This window comes from Azospirillum sp. B510 (genome assembly GCF_000010725.1).
GTDB lineage: Bacteria > Pseudomonadota > Alphaproteobacteria > Azospirillales > Azospirillaceae > Azospirillum > Azospirillum lipoferum_B.
On the sequence record NC_013858.1, the window covers coordinates 133,134 to 147,679 of the forward strand.

Below are 14,546 nucleotides of genomic sequence, written 5' to 3' on the forward strand. Positions count from 1 at the left end.
GCCGGTCATGGGAACTGGACTCCGGAACCGGCCGGCTTGCCGGGCTTCGGGTCCAGCGAGGGGTTGGGATAGGGGCGGGGGAAGGGATCGGCCTGCCCCTCCGGAACCGGGCTGTCGACGAATTTCGGCTTCTTGCCGCAGCCGGCCAGTGCCAGCGCGCCGGCCAGGGCGATGACGGTCATCGTGACGCTACGGTTCACAGGAAACGCTCCCGGGCGGCCTTGACCGCCTCCTGCACGCGGATGGGGGCCGGGCCGCCGAAGCTGGTGCGGCTGTTCAGCGACGCCTCGATGCTCAGCGCCGGATAGACGGCCTGGGTGATGCGCGGCTCGATGGCCTGGAGTTCCTCCAGCGTCAGGTCGGTCAGGCCAACGCGGCGGTCCTCCGCCGCCTTCACGGCGCGGCCGGTGACGTGGTGCGCCTCGCGGAACGGCATGTTCAGCTCGCGCACCAGCCAGTCGGCGAGGTCGGTGGCGTTCAGGAAGCCGCGGTCGGCCGCCTCGCGCATCGCCGGGACATTGGGCTGCATGTCGCGCACCATGCCCTCCATGGCGGCGATGCACAGCGCCAGCGTGTCGTCGGCCTCGAACACCGGCTCCTTGTCCTCCTGCATGTCCTTGGAATAGGCCAGCGGCAGCCCCTTCATGGCGATCAGCAGGCTGTTCAGGCTGCCGATCACCCGGCCGGCCTTGGCGCGCACCAGTTCCGCCGCGTCGGGGTTCTTCTTCTGCGGCATGATCGAGGAGCCGGTGGTGAAGGCGTCCGACAGCCTGATGAAGCGGAACTGCGCCGAGCACCAGATCACGATCTCCTCGGCGAAGCGCGACAGGTGCATGGCGCAGATCGACGCCGCCGACAGATATTCCAGCGCGAAGTCGCGGTCGGACACCGCGTCCAGCGAATTGGCGGTCGGCCGGTTGAAGCCCAGCGCCTCCGCCGTCATGAAGCGGTCGATGGGGTAGGGGGTGCCGGCCAGCGCCGCCGAGCCGAGCGGGCATTCGTTCAGCCGGCAACGGGCATCGCGGAAGCGGCCGCGGTCGCGCCCGAACATCTCGACATAGGCCAGCAGATGATGGGCGAAGCTGATCGGCTGCGCCGCCTGGAGATGGGTGAAGCCGGGCATCACCGTGCCGGTGTGCTGCTCCGCCAGATCGATCAGCGCGGTCTGCAACGCGGTCAGGCCGGCGATGCTCCGGTCGATGGCGTCGCGCACCCACAGCTTGAAGTCGGTCGCCACCTGGTCGTTGCGCGAGCGGCCGGTGTGCAGCCGCTTGGCCGGCTCACCGATCAGCTCGGCCAGCCGGGCCTCCACATTCATGTGGATGTCCTCCAGCTCCACCTTGAAGGTGAAGCCGCCGGCGTCAATCTCTGCCTTGACGCGGTCGAGTCCGGCGATGATGGCGTCGGCGTCGGCCTGGGTTATGATGCCCTGCTTGGCCAGCATCGCGGCATGGGCCTTCGACCCGGCGATGTCCTGGTCGGCGAGCCGCTTGTCGAAGCCGATGGAGGCGTTGATCTTCTCCATGATGGCGGCGGGACCGCGCGCGAAGCGCCCGCCCCACATCTGGCTGGCGGCGGGGGCTGCTGCGGTGGTGGCGGCGCCGGCGGTGGCGGCGTTCGGCGGGGTCTGATCGGCGCTCATGGGGGCGGTTTTCGCGGCATTCGTGTGAAGGGAGCGAGGAAGCGTGAGTATGCGGACTTTGGCGGCTGTCGCAACGGTTTGTGTGTGCATGGCCGGGGCCGGCCTGTGGTGGAGCGCCGGTGCGGCGCCCAACCCCGGCGCCGCGGCGCCGGAGCTGGTGCGGCTGGGTACGCCGGACGCGCCGTCGGGAGCCGTTCCCGTCGCCTCAACCGGCATCGACAAGCTGGAGAGGTTCAGGGGGGCGGAGCCCAAGCCGATGCCGCCGCTGTCCTTCGTCGATGCCGAGGGGCGGCGGGTCGATCTGGCCGATTTCAAGGACCGGGTGATCCTGCTGAACCTGTGGGCGACCTGGTGCGGGCCTTGCGTGAAGGAGATGCCGTCGCTCGACCGGTTGCAGGCCCAGCTGGGCGGCGACGCCTTCCAGGTGGTGGCGCTGTCGCTCGACCGTGGCGGGCGTGCGGCGGTGGAGCCCTTCTATAGGAAGACGGGGGTCGAGCATCTGACGGTCTTCCTCGACCCCGCGTCGGAGTCGATGAAGGCGCTGTCGCTGCGCGGCCTGCCCACCACGGTGCTGGTCGATCCCGAGGGCCGCGAGCTTGGCCGCGTCGAGGGGGCGGTGGAGTGGGACGCGCCGGAGGCCGTCGCCTTCCTGCGCCAGTATCTTGGGCGTGGCGGCGGGCCGGCGCGCGACCGGGGCGTGATGAAGACGGGCGGCTGACGCTGCCGCCGCCATGGGGTAGAGTGGTGCTATGACCTTCCGCCTGACCCGAGCCGCCCAATGACGCAAGCCGCCGCCTCCGGTCCCAAGCGCTACACCATCGGTCCCGGCATCGTGATGATGCGGCAGGGCGAACGCGCCGACCGGGCGTGGCTGATCGAATCGGGGGAGCTGGAGGTGCTGCTGACCGGCGCCGACGGCGGCACCCGGCGGCTGAGCGTGGTCGGCAAGGGGGCGGTGGTCGGCGAGATGGCGCTGATCGACGATGGCGAGCGCAGCGCCACCGTGCGCTCGCTGACCGAGGTCTCGTGCGTCGAGGTGACGCGCGACGCCTTCCGCGCCCTGCTGAAGCGCAGCCCGCCGCTGGCCTCCTATCTGTTGCAGAGCCTGATCGCCGCCATCCGCCGCGACTATGGCCTGCCGCCGACCGAGCGGATCGGCAACCCGGTGGATTTCCGCTCCACCAACTCGTTCCAGAAGGTGGTCGACCGCCGGATGATCCGCGAGGGGCATGTCTTCTTCAGCCCCAACGAGCCGGTCAACGCCGCCTACCTGATCCAGTCCGGCCGCGTGGCGCTCCGCCCCGGCCGCGGCACGTTGGGCGAGGAGATCGCGACGCTTGGTCCCGGCAGCCTGTTCGGCGAGATCTACCTGCTGACCGGCCGCCTGCCCGACGTCACCGCGATGGCGGTCGCCGGCGGCGTCTGCGAGGTGATCGACAAGCGCAGCTTCGACGATGCGGTGATGGCGATGCCGGCGATTTTGAAGTCGCTGGCGCGGATCTACATCACGCAGCTGATGAGGAAGGCGGCGGATCCCCTCTCCCCCGCCTCTGGCGGGAGAGGAGGCTGAGGGGAGGCCCACGGCCGCGTTCCGGTCAAAATGGCGGTGACGGCGTTATATGCGGTCTTCGGTCCCTGACCTATTGGTTGTGGCGATCCGTCCAGTGATCGACAGAGTCATGACCGGAAGTGGAGTATAATAAGCGCTCTGGACGCTTTTGGAGCGAGGCTCGCGCTCAGATCCATATCATGGGTCGATTTCTGGTAATGAGCACTTCCAAATACTGTGTGCTGGTCAAGGGTATGCGCGGTAAAGATCAAGGAAAATTCAATTTCATTTGAAATTAACCAATGTAGTTCTTGATGTTACGTCGAATTTATGAAAATTGTCGATATTTTATTGGAGATTTCAGAACATCATATTCATTAAAATCGCGAGAATGATATAAATTCTGAAATATGGTTGTTGATGAAACATCTTTTGGTTACAAAAAACTTCTTGAAAGTGCCTTTGTTGATTGCATGATCAATTGACCGGGGGCGGCGATACGTCAGAGGGGGTGGCAATGAAAATTCTCGATAATTTTTCGATCTCGACGAAGATCATGGGTCTGCTGCTGTTTTTATCGGCATTGACGGTTGGAACGAACTTGTTCTCGGCCTCACGCCTGATGCGGGTCGATACCCTCTATTCCAACATGATCGACAATGAGGTGAAGGGGGCGGTTGCCGCGCTCCGTGCCAGCCGTGCCATAAACGCCATCGGGGGGTTGGCCTATGCGCTTATCGTCGACCGCGATCCACAGCATCTGAAAAACACGACGAAGGAACTCGACATCCGGCTGCCGCGCGTTCGGCAGTTCCTGGCCGACGCCAGGGAGGCGATGCCCGGCACCGCTTCCAAAGTCGATGAGTTTCTCAAGGATTTCAGCGTCTTGGAGGGGAAACTCCAGGATGTCAAGGCGGCGGTTCTGGCCAATGAGCATGACAAGGCGCTTGTCATCATGAAGCGGGATCTGGATCCCGGCCTGGTCAAACTGCGCGACGCCATGAACAAATACAGCGAAGCGGCGACCGCGATCGTCGACGAGGCCTCCCGCAACGCCACCGAGAGCAGCATCCATTCCTTCATCGTGGCCTTGTCGATCGCTGGAGGCGGTTGCGCGTTCTGTCTCCTCATCGCCTACGGCATGTCGCGGCACGGCATCAGCCTGCCGATCCGCCGCATCGTCGCGGTGCTGGAGCGCTTGGCGGCCGGCGAGACCGCGGTCGAGGTGACGGGGGACGGGAGGCGGGACGAGGTCGGCATCATCGCCCGCACGGCGAAGATCTTCAAAGAGAACGCCATCGCCAAGCAGGCGTTGGAGGCCGAGCAGGCCGCGCGGAAGGTGCTGGCCGAAACGGAGCGGCGGGCGGTGATGAACCATATGGCCGAACGGTTCGAGAGCTCGGTCAAGAACGTCGTGAGCCGGGTTTCCGGAGCGGTGGCGCAGATGCAAGGCAACGCGGAGCAGCTTTCCGCGATGGCCGGACAGAGCAAGGCCCAGGCGTCGGCCGTCTCGGGAGCGACCCGCGAGGCGTCGGCCAATGTTCAGACCGTCGCGGCCGCCACCGAGGAGATCTCCGGCTCCATCGCCGAGATCGGCCGTCAGGTCGCGCGGTCGTCCGAGGTCGCCCAGCTTGCCGTCGGCACGGCCGAGGGGGCCAGCGCCTCGATCCAGACGCTGGCCAACCAAGCCAGCAGCGTGGGGGAGGTGGTCAAGCTCATCACCAACATCGCCAGCCAGACCAACCTCCTGGCGCTCAACGCGACCATCGAGGCCGCTCGTGCGGGAGAAGCCGGCAAGGGCTTCGCCGTCGTCGCCAACGAGGTGAAGAATCTCGCGACCCAGACGGCGAAGGCGACGGAAGAGATCGCCGGACAGATCGGCGGCATGCAGCAGGCCACCGGCCAAGCGGTGACCGCGATCCGCGAGGTCGCCGGCATCATCGGCGAATTGAGCGAGATCGCGACCAGCGTGGCGGCGGCCATGGAAGAGCAGGATGCCGCCACCAAGGAGATCGCCCGCAACGTGCAGGCGGCGGCGCAGGGGACCCAGAATGTGTCGACCAACATCGCCGGGGTCGAGCAGGCGGCCGGCGTGACGGGGCAGGCGGCGGCGGATTTGCTCGGTGCCGCCCGGGCCTTGACCGGGCAGGCGGACGCCCTGTCGCACGAGGTCGAACGCTTCCTTTCCGAGGTGCGGGCGGCCTGACCTTGGATCGCGGAACCGGGCGCCGTCGGTGGACGGCGCCCCAGCCCCTCACTTCGCCCCGACCTCGTGACCGGCCAGCAGTTCCAGCGCGCGGAGCATGCCGGAATGGTCCCAGGCGGCCCCGCCCTGGGCGGCGCAGGCGTTGAACAGCTGCTGGCAACTGGCGGTGTGCGGCAGCGACAGGTTCAGCGCCTTCGCCCCGCTCAGCGCCAGGTTGAGATCCTTCTGGTGCAGCTCGATGCGGAAGCCGGGGGTGAAGTTGCGGTTGATCATCCGCTCGCCATGGACCTCCAGGATGCGCGAGGAGGCGAAGCCGCCCATCAGCGCCTGACGGACCTTGGCCGGATCGGCGCCGGCCTTGGAGGCGAACAGCAGGGCCTCGGCCACCGCCTCGATCGTCAAAGCGACGATGATCTGGTTGGCGACCTTGGTGGTCTGGCCGTCGCCGTTGCCGCCGACCAGCGTGACGTTCTTGCCCATCTTCTCGAACAGCGGCTTGACCGTGTCGAAGGCTTCCTGCGGGCCGCCGACCATGATGGTCAGCGAGGCGGCCTTGGCTCCGACCTCGCCGCCCGAGACGGGGGCGTCGAGATAGGCGCAGCCGAGATCGTTGATGCGCTTGGCGTAGTCCTTGGTCTCGATCGGCGAGATCGAGGACATGTCGACGACGATCTTGCCCGCCGACAGGCCGGCGGCGACCCCCTTGTCGCCGAACAGGGCGGCGCCGACATGGGGGGTGTCCGGCACCATGGTGATGATGACCTCGGCCGCCGCCGCGACCTCCTGGCCCGACGGGCAGGGAATGGCGCCCTTGGACGTCAGCTCGGCCGGGACCGGCTTGAGGTCGTGGACGTAGAGGGTGTGACCGGCGTCCAGCAGGTGCCCCGCCATCGGGGTGCCCATGATGCCGAGACCGATGAAACCGACCTTCATGACTATGGTCCTTCTCTTTGAATTTGGGGGGCGTCTCAGGCCTGCGCCGGTTCGGTCCTGTAGGGGGCGAGCCAGCCGAGCCCCTCGGTCGTCGTCGTCTTCGGCTTGTATTCGCAGCCGACCCAGCCGCCGTAGCCGATGGCGTCCAGATGCTTGAACAGGAAGGGATAATTGATCTCGCCGGTGCCGGGCTCGAAACGGCCGGGATTGTCGGCCAGCTGGACATGGGCGATGCGGGCGAGGTTGGCCTCGATGGTGCGGGCCAGATCGCCTTCCATGATCTGCATGTGGTAGATGTCGTATTGCAGGAACAGGTTGCCGGAGCCGACCTGATCGATCAGGTCGAGCGCCTGTTTCGTCCGGTTCAGGTGGAAGCCGGGGATGTCGCGGGTGTTGATCGGCTCGACCAGCAGCTTGATCCCGGCCCCGGCCAGCGCGTCGGCGGCATAGGCGAGGTTGCCGACCAGCGTGCTCTGCGCCGTGGCGGCGTCGGCGCCTTGCGGCAGGATGCCGACCAGGCAGTTGACCTGTTTGCATCCCAGCGTGCCGGCATAGTCGATGGCGCGGGCGACGCCGTCGCGGAATTCCTGCACACGGTCGGGCAGGATGGCGATGCCGCGTTCGCCGCCGCCCCAATTGCCGGCGGGCAGATTGTGCAGGACCTGGGTCAGGCCATGCCGGCGCAGCTTCTCGGCCAGCGCATCGGCGGCGAAATCATAGGGGAACAGGTACTCGACCCCACGGAAGCCGGCATCGGCCGCCGCGGCGAATCGGTCGAGGAAGGGATGCTCGTTGTAGAGCATCGTCAGGTTGGCGGCGAATTGCACCATGACCGAACTCCGGGTTACGCGACTTGGCCGCCGGGAATGGCGGGGCGGCCCTTGGGGTGGGAGCTTGACCGCCGCGCAGGCCCTTGAGCCAGTTCGCCGAACGGCTTTTCCACCCAGCGGAAAGCGGGAAGCGCGAACGGTTTGGCGCCGCCGGGCGGTCGCGGAATGGAGTTGACGCATACGTCACCCTGGACTAGGCTTCGCGGCACGGATCATCCGTATCCCCAGCGCCGCCAGAAGCGCAGCCGTCACGCCCGGAGGAGACTTCCGTTGAGCCTGCCCGCCTCCCAGCCCTATCCGCATCTGCTGGCCCCCCTCGACCTCGGCTTCACGGTGCTGAGGAACCGGGTGCTGATGGGATCGATGCACACCGGGCTGGAGGACCGGCGGCGCCACTTCCCGCGGCTGGCCGCCTATTTCGCCGAGCGGGCGCGCGGCGGGGTCGGGCTGATGGTGACCGGCGGATTCTCGCCGAATGTCGAGGGGTGGCTGTCGCCCTTCGGCTCCACCCTGGCGCGGCATGGCGCGGCGCGGGCGCACCGGGTCGTCACCGACGCGGTGCATGCCGAGGACGGCAAGATCGCGCTGCAAATCCTGCATGCCGGCCGCTATGCCTACAGCCCGCTGTCGGTGGCGCCGTCGCGCATCAAGTCGCCGATCACCCCCTTCACCCCGCGCGCCCTGACCGCGCGGGGGGTGGAGCGCCAGATCCGCGCCTATGTCCGCTGCGCCGAGCTGGCGCGCGAGGCCGGCTATGACGGGGTGGAGGTGATGGGGTCGGAAGGCTACCTGATCAACCAGTTCCTGGTGACCCACACCAACCAGCGCACCGATCAATGGGGCGGATCCTATGAGAACCGCATGCGTTTCCCGGTGGAGATCGTGTCGCGCATGCGCGAGGCGGTCGGGCGCGACTTCATCATCATCTACCGCCTGTCGATGCTGGACCTGATTCCCGATGGCAGTACATGGGAAGAGGTCGTGCAACTGGCCCAGGCGATCGAGAAGGCCGGGGCCACCATCATCAACACCGGCATCGGCTGGCACGAGGCGCGGGTGCCGACCATCGCCACCAGCGTGCCGCGCGCCAATTTCGCCTGGGTGACGGGGAAGCTGAAGGGGGCGGTGTCGATCCCGCTCTGCACCACCAACCGCATCAACACGCCCGAAGTCGGTGACGCGGTGATCGGTGGCGGGCTGGCCGACATGGTGTCGATGGCGCGGCCCCTCCTGGCCGACCCGGACTTCGTCGCCAAGGCGGCGGCGGGCAGGCCGGAGGCGATCAACAGCTGCATCGCCTGCAACCAGGCCTGCCTGGACCATATCTTCTCCGGCAAGACGGCGAGCTGTCTGGTCAACCCGCGCGCCTGCCACGAGACGGAGCTGGTGATCGCCCCCGCCACGCGGCGCAAGCGGGTCGCCGTGGTCGGCGCCGGCCCGGCCGGGCTCGCCTGCGCCACCACCGCGGCGGAGCGCGGCCACGAGGTGCATCTGTTCGACGCGGCCGACGAGATCGGCGGCCAGTTCAACATGGCCAAGCTGATCCCCGGCAAGGAGGAGTTCCACGAGACCTTGCGTTATTTCCGCCACCGTCTGGCCGAGACCGGGGTGGCGCTGCATCTCGGGCGGCGGGTGACGGCGGATGAGCTGACGGGGGCCGGATACGATGCGGTGGTGCTGGCGACCGGGGTGGTGCCGCGCGACCCGCGGATTCCCGGCCAGGACCACCCGAAGGTGCTGACCTACATCGACCTGCTGCGCGGCGCCAAGCCGGTCGGCCGCCGCGTCGCCGTGGTCGGGGCGGGCGGCATCGGTTTCGACGTCAGCGAGTTCCTGGTGCATGAGGGGACGTCGCCCAGCCTGGATCCGGCGCTGTGGCGGGCCGAATGGGGTGTCGCCGATCCGGCCGAGGCGCGTGGCGGCGTCGCCGGCGTCCGCCCGCACCTGACCCCGCCGGCCCGCGAGGTCGTGCTGCTCCAGCGCAAGGCGAGCAAGCCGGGTGCCGGGCTGGGGAAGACCACCGGCTGGATCCACCGGGCGCAGCTGAAGATGAAGAACATCGAGGCGCTGTCCGGGGTGAATTACGAGCGCATCGACGATGAGGGGCTGACCATCAGCTTCGGCGAGAAGCGCGAGCGGGTGCGGACGCTGGCGGTCGACAGCATCGTGCTGTGCACCGGACAGGAGCCGCTGCGCGTGTTGCAGGCCCCGCTGGAGGCCGCCGGCATCGCCGTCCACCTGATCGGCGGCGCCGATGTCGCGGCCGAACTGGACGCCAAGCGCGCCATCGCCCAGGGCACCCGGCTGGCGGCGGGGCTGTAGGGACTTTCCGAGTCAGGCGGACTGTCCGGCCTCTGTTTCGGCCCGCTCCGGTAGACTCACCGGCCGAACAGCGGGACACGGGCGAGATGGCGCTCGATGGTCTCGCGCGCCTGCGCGTCATAGCCGAAATCGCCCTTGTTCACCCGCCAAGCGTCAAGAATGGTGGTCCGGGCTTGGTCCACCCACGAGGCCATCAGGCTTTCCTCGACCCCGACCTTCCGGGCCATGCTCCGGAAGGTGGCGTCGGTCACATCCTCCCACCGCTTCGATCCGCCGAGATTCAGGGCCAGCTTGTCTTCAGGGTGATACTGGATGGTGGAGACCAGATCATAGGCAGGGGAAAGAGTGGCGTTGATGCCATCTGGATAGATCAGGGTCCAATTCTTATGGTGCATGTCGCCATTGCCGGAGGCGATCATGAACATGACGCGGCGGACATATTGTGGAAGGTCTTTGTTTTTTCCTAGGGCATTGATCAGTCTTGCCAAGGTCTCGTAATTGTATTTCGAGTATTTCTGATCCGGGTACAAATCCAGAATTTGGGCGAAATCCTCCATATGGACCCGCGAGCCTGGGGCCGGGCGGTCGAAACGGCGGATCGCCAGGGCGAAGGGTTCGGCGAAATCGCGATAGGACGACGGCAGACCCGTTATGTCGGCAATCGGAACGAGGTCGATTTCGGGGATGGCGATTCCGCTGGCCTCGGCCCATCGCATGGTCGCGTATTCGGTCTGCGGAACAGTGCGGAAGCGGCTGTCCGGCAGCTTGACGATCCAATCGCCGCCGCGACCGGTAACCGGGATCGTCAATCCGCGTTCGGAACGGCGGGCGGAAAACTTCAATTGCACTCCGGCCAGAGAGAAATGCCAAGTCTCGCCGCTTTCCGTCCCTTCCTGCTCCATCGGATTCCCATCGTCCGACCATGCGCCTTCGCTGCCGTCAGGGACGATGCGCACCGCACCTGGCAAATCCTCACCGAGATGACGCAGCAGCGGAAACTGCCGTGTGGCGGGCACACCCGCCTGTTTCGCGATCAAATCGCGCAGAACGCCTTCGGGAAGCAGGTTGGAGAACCAGGGAGGTACCCGGGCGCGGGTGCTCCAGACCTTGTCGGGGTCGTCCAGGAAGATCTGGCCCAGCACCGGCCGGGGATAGGCCTGCTTGTAGGTCTCCAGCAGGCGGAACTCGCTGCCGTCGGTGGCGCCGAGTGTGAGCCGGCCGACCGGCAGGTCGCCGAGCAGAACACTGAGAGACCTGACCATCACGCGTCCTCGTCTTCCGCCACCAGCGCCGCGATGGATGGCCGGTCGCTCTCTTCCCAGCGGGCGTGCCGGGCGAAGAACAGGTCGCAATGGCGTTGCAGGAAGGCGGTCCTCGTCCTCAGGAAGCCGTCGCTGTCGCCGTCGCGCAATGCCCGAGCGGCAGCTTCCGGGACGCCATGGGAAGCCAGCACGTCCGGATCCCGCATCTCGGTCAACCGTTGACGCAGCCTGGGGCGATGGGGATGAATCAGGCGATTGGCGAGGGATTGGAAGGCTTGGTTTGCCGCACCATTCCGCAAGAAAATCGGAGGCATGGAGAAGTCCACTTCCTCCGCCCCGGCCTCCTGATCAATACTGATGAGTTGGCCGTTGTCCAAATCCCGTGGCCTCAAGTCCAGCATGGCGAGCGCCAGCAGCTTGCCGGCGGCGAAGCGGAAATTGAAAGAGCCATCGACATTCGGTAAAGCGTCGGGGCGGCCCGTCATCAACTCCAGCAGCCTCTGCACGGAGGCCTCTTCGTTCCCTTCCATGATCAGGTCCAAGGTCGCTCTGGTGGACACGGTGTCCCCGCGGTGGGTGCCGGTCAGGGCTCCGCGCCATACCCAGCGTTCAAGCAGCTGCCTGGATCGGGTTCCGGGATCCGGGTAGAGATGGAAGAACTTGCCCAGCAATACGAAGGGCTGCTTGTAAGGCATGAGGTCGTAGCGTGGAATTCCAACATCATTCTTCAGGAACTGGATGACCCGTCGCGCAACGTCAGCCGTGGTCCGGTAGGCCCGTTCCGCATCGGCATCGTCCAAGCGGATCGGTCCCTCGCCCTTGCCCTCGATCACGTCCCTGCCTTGCAGCACGCGCAACAAGCGGTACAGCAACTTTTCCTCGACCAACCCGAACCCCATGGGAGCCAATTCCAAAACGATCTGCCGGAGAGAGGCGGGACGACCTTGGCTGCGCGCTCCATTCAGGGCGTCGAACACCTGTTCCTGTCCGAGCGGATGGCCGCTGGAGTTGGTACGGCCGAAGATTTCCCGCAGGGTTTGCTCTTGGTTGGTGCGCACCAGATAGGCTGGGATTTCATAGTCGCGAATCCGCCTGCCCACGGTAATGGCTCTCTCGCGCCGTTCGGGCTGATCGGATGTGTGTTGGAACAGCCACTGCATCAACCGTTCCGGGTCGAGCACCTCGGTCATCGGAAGGTAGCGGGAGGGATCCGCCGCACGATCCTTAGGGGGGGCTAAAAACGTCCGCTCATCCAGATCGAAATACAGAGCGAAATCATCCCGGTCCGGTTCCGGAGCCAGCAGCACCCGGGCCAGGGACATCAATCGCTGTTGTCCGTCCACGACCCACAGGGCGTCGCTGCGCGCCCCTCCCCCGACGCGAACCGTCCCGAAGGTCACCTCGCCCGCTTCGGCACTGGTCTCCCAGAACAGCAGGTTGCCGATGGGGTAGCCACGCCAAAGGCTGTCCAACAGTTTGGCCGCGTCGCTCCGGTCCCAGCGGAGGCCGCGCTGAAACGAGGGAATGCGCATCCGGCCCCGCCGCAACTCCCCTAGAAGATCCTCCACCTTGAATGCCCGCGCCTCGGGGCGGCGATCAAGGGATTCGATGTCATCTCCGGCCATGGAGTTGCGATTGTCGACCATGCGGACCTCGATCTTCAAACCGGTGCGCCTGTCGATGTCCGCGGCTGTCCCGCATGATGGTGGCTGCGGAGCCGACAGGCGCAGAGTTTACCTTTTTCCGATGTCGGGCGGAGCACCCGGAGCGCGGGGAGTCTATATCATCCAAATGGAAGACGGAATTTCCCTGCTATTGGGGCTTCCTCTTTCCCTTCCTCTCCCGTCGGGCGTCCCACAGCCCCCACGGGAGTGCGGGCGCCTTTGTCACACCCGCGCCGGAGGGGCAGGGAGCGAAACCGCTTGCCGCTTAAGCTGATATATTAGTATTCTAAGGCATTCGCTTCTGAGGAGGCTGGACGCCATGCCATCGGGCACCCCGCCGGCCAAAACCGGTTCCATCGCCGTCCCCTCGACACCGACCTCCCCCCAGGTGTCGGCCAGGACCGCTCCGCTCCAGGTCCGTCCGCCGGCACGGCGGGACATGCGACGCGGCCCGACCGCCGCCGATGCCATCCATCGCGATCTTCGGGCGGAGATCGTGTCGCTGAAACGCAAGCCGGGCGAGCCCATCGTCGAAAAGCAGATCGCCGAGGCCTATGGCGTCAGCCGCACCCCGGTGCGCGAGGCGGTGCTGCGGCTGGCCGACGAGGGGTTGATCGAGATCTTCCCGCAATCCGGCACCTTCGTCTCGCGCATTCCGCTGGAGGCGCTGCCGGAGGCCGGGGTGATCCGCAAGGTGCTGGAGCGGGCGACGGTGCGCTTCGCCGCCGAGCGCGCCACCCGCAGCCAGATCGCGGCGTTGCGCGCCTGCCTGGAACGCCAGCGCGAGGTCGATGGCGCCGGCGACGCCGACGGCTTCCATCAGGCCGACGAGGCCTTTCATGCCCAGATCACCGAGATGGCGGGCTATCCCGGCTTCTGGACGGTCATCCAGCAGGCCAAGGTTCAGCTCGACCGCTGCCGCCGGCTGACTCTGCCGGTGCCCGGCCGCATGCGCACCGTCATCGCCGAGCATGAGGCGATCGTCGACGCCATCGCCAGCCATGATCCGGATCGGGCCGAACAAAGCCTGGTCAGCCATCTCGACAATCTTCAGATCACGGTGGACGACGTGCGCAACGCCGCCCCGCTCTATTTCTCCGGCAGCTTGGCCGACGATAGGGCTGTCGGGGCCGGCCCCCTGTGACGGAAAGGCTTCATCCGCGGCCATCCCCGCTCACCGTTCCGCCAGGCCGGCAGCGCGGCCTTGCGGAATCCGTCACTTTGGCGTAAAGCGCCAGGACCAGGCCGGGCCCCTCTGGCAACCCTCACCGGTTGCGATGTCGGACTGGGAACATGAAGGAGCGGCCCGCGCCTCGTGCCCCTGACCGGGGGCTTCCGTCCGACGCCTTCGGCGCCACCCGACCGGTCAGCACACCGCCGCGCGGTTCCTCCTCCCACATTCATCGTGACGTGAGGACTCGTGCCCAAATGACCGAACTCTTTACCACCGAGGCGCTTGTCGCCCTGCTTCAGGTCATCATGATCGATCTGGTGCTGGCCGGCGACAACGCCATCGTCATCGGCCTCGCCGCCGCCGGGCTGCCGCGTGAACAGCGCGGCAAGGCGATCCTGATCGGCATCCTGGCCGCCACCGTGCTGCGCATCGCCTTCGCCGCCGTCACCGCCCAGCTGCTCCAGATCATCGGGCTGCTGCTGGCCGGCGGCGTGCTGCTGCTGTGGGTCTGCTGGAAGATGTGGCGCGAGCTGCGCCAGTCCCAGGACGAGGACGAGGCGGTCGCGGCGCTGGAGGAGGGGGGGGCCGACCAGGCCGGTTCGCGCAAGACGCTGGGGCAGGCGGTCTGGCAGATCGTCGTCGCCGACGTGTCGATGTCGCTCGACAATGTGCTGGCCGTCGCGGGTGCCGCGCGCGAGCATCTGGGGGTGCTGGTCATCGGCCTGACCCTGTCCATCGCCCTGATGGGGCTGGCCGCCAGCCTGATCGCCCGCATCCTGCACAGGCACCGCTGGCTGGCCTATGTCGGCCTCGCCATCATCCTCTATGTCGCCCTGCACATGATCTACCGCGGCGCCCTGGAAGTGTGGCCGCTGGTGAACGGCCACGCCTGAACCGCCGGCGGGACGATGCCGGCGCCAGGTTCGCGCTTCCTCGGCGACAGCTCTTCCGACTGGGCCATCGG

The 14,546-nt window shown here is 66.7% G+C and carries 12 protein-coding genes; 6 read left to right on the forward strand and 6 right to left on the reverse strand.

What is annotated here, in order from left to right:
* Positions 1-5: 5 nt before the first annotated feature.
* Positions 6-200, reverse strand: coding sequence for a hypothetical protein (locus AZL_RS27920; protein WP_042446020.1), 195 nt, complete (start codon positions 198-200; stop codon positions 6-8).
* Positions 197-1,642 carry an argininosuccinate lyase gene (gene argH / locus AZL_RS27925; RefSeq protein WP_012977749.1) on the reverse strand — a complete coding sequence of 482 codons (1,446 nt, stop codon included), beginning with the start codon at positions 1,640-1,642 and terminating at the stop codon, positions 197-199. The genes AZL_RS27920 and argH overlap by 4 nt, the downstream gene beginning before the upstream one ends.
* 88 nt (positions 1,643-1,730) lie before the next feature.
* Between argH and AZL_RS27930 the strand changes: the two genes are divergently transcribed.
* The 3 genes from AZL_RS27930 (at position 1,731) to AZL_RS27940 (ending at position 5,397) form a co-directional block, all read left to right on the forward strand.
* Positions 1,731-2,360: a TlpA family protein disulfide reductase gene (locus AZL_RS27930; protein WP_247894528.1), complete on the forward strand. Its 630-nt coding sequence runs from the start codon at positions 1,731-1,733 to the stop codon at positions 2,358-2,360.
* 60 nt (positions 2,361-2,420) lie between these two features.
* Positions 2,421-3,212: a cyclic nucleotide-binding domain-containing protein gene (locus AZL_RS33680; RefSeq protein ID WP_012977751.1), complete on the forward strand. Its 792-nt coding sequence runs from the start codon at positions 2,421-2,423 to the stop codon at positions 3,210-3,212.
* Positions 3,213-3,792: 580 nt separating this feature from the next.
* Positions 3,793-5,397: a methyl-accepting chemotaxis protein gene (locus tag AZL_RS27940; protein ID WP_247894529.1), complete on the forward strand. Its 1,605-nt coding sequence runs from the start codon at positions 3,793-3,795 to the stop codon at positions 5,395-5,397.
* A 48-nt stretch (positions 5,398-5,445) separates the two neighbouring features.
* On the opposite strand, the gene glxR is transcribed toward AZL_RS27940, so the two are convergent.
* Both glxR and hyi read right to left on the reverse strand, forming a co-directional pair.
* Positions 5,446-6,330, reverse strand: coding sequence for a 2-hydroxy-3-oxopropionate reductase (gene glxR / locus AZL_RS27945; protein WP_012977753.1), 885 nt, complete (start codon positions 6,328-6,330; stop codon positions 5,446-5,448).
* A gap of 35 nt (positions 6,331-6,365) precedes the next feature.
* Complete coding sequence (hyi, locus tag AZL_RS27950; protein ID WP_012977754.1) at positions 6,366-7,160, reverse strand: hydroxypyruvate isomerase; 795 nt, start codon at positions 7,158-7,160, stop codon at positions 6,366-6,368.
* A 165-nt stretch (positions 7,161-7,325) separates the two neighbouring features.
* Between hyi and AZL_RS27955 the strand changes: the two genes are divergently transcribed.
* Positions 7,326-9,482, forward strand: a complete 2,157-nt coding sequence (locus AZL_RS27955; RefSeq protein WP_012977755.1) for an NADPH-dependent 2,4-dienoyl-CoA reductase — start codon at positions 7,326-7,328, stop codon at positions 9,480-9,482.
* Positions 9,483-9,538: 56 nt separating this feature from the next.
* Here the strand turns inward: AZL_RS27955 and AZL_RS27960 are convergent, their stop codons facing one another.
* Positions 9,539-10,744 (reverse strand): type II toxin-antitoxin system HipA family toxin, encoded by a 1,206-nt coding sequence (locus AZL_RS27960; RefSeq protein ID WP_042446031.1) that lies wholly within the window; start codon positions 10,742-10,744, stop codon positions 9,539-9,541.
* Positions 10,744-12,408, reverse strand: coding sequence for a DUF262 domain-containing protein (locus AZL_RS27965; RefSeq protein WP_247894530.1), 1,665 nt, complete (start codon positions 12,406-12,408; stop codon positions 10,744-10,746). The genes AZL_RS27960 and AZL_RS27965 overlap by 1 nt, the downstream gene beginning before the upstream one ends.
* 319 nt (positions 12,409-12,727) lie before the next feature.
* On the opposite strand from AZL_RS27965, the gene AZL_RS27970 reads away from it, so the two are divergent.
* Both AZL_RS27970 and AZL_RS27975 read left to right on the forward strand, forming a co-directional pair.
* Positions 12,728-13,552: a GntR family transcriptional regulator gene (locus AZL_RS27970; protein WP_012977758.1), complete on the forward strand. Its 825-nt coding sequence runs from the start codon at positions 12,728-12,730 to the stop codon at positions 13,550-13,552.
* A gap of 284 nt (positions 13,553-13,836) precedes the next feature.
* The gene (locus AZL_RS27975) at positions 13,837-14,475 is read left to right on the forward strand and encodes a TerC family protein (RefSeq protein WP_012977759.1); all 639 of its coding nucleotides are present in this window, start codon (positions 13,837-13,839) and stop codon (positions 14,473-14,475) included.
* The last annotated feature ends 71 nt before the right edge of the window (positions 14,476-14,546 follow it).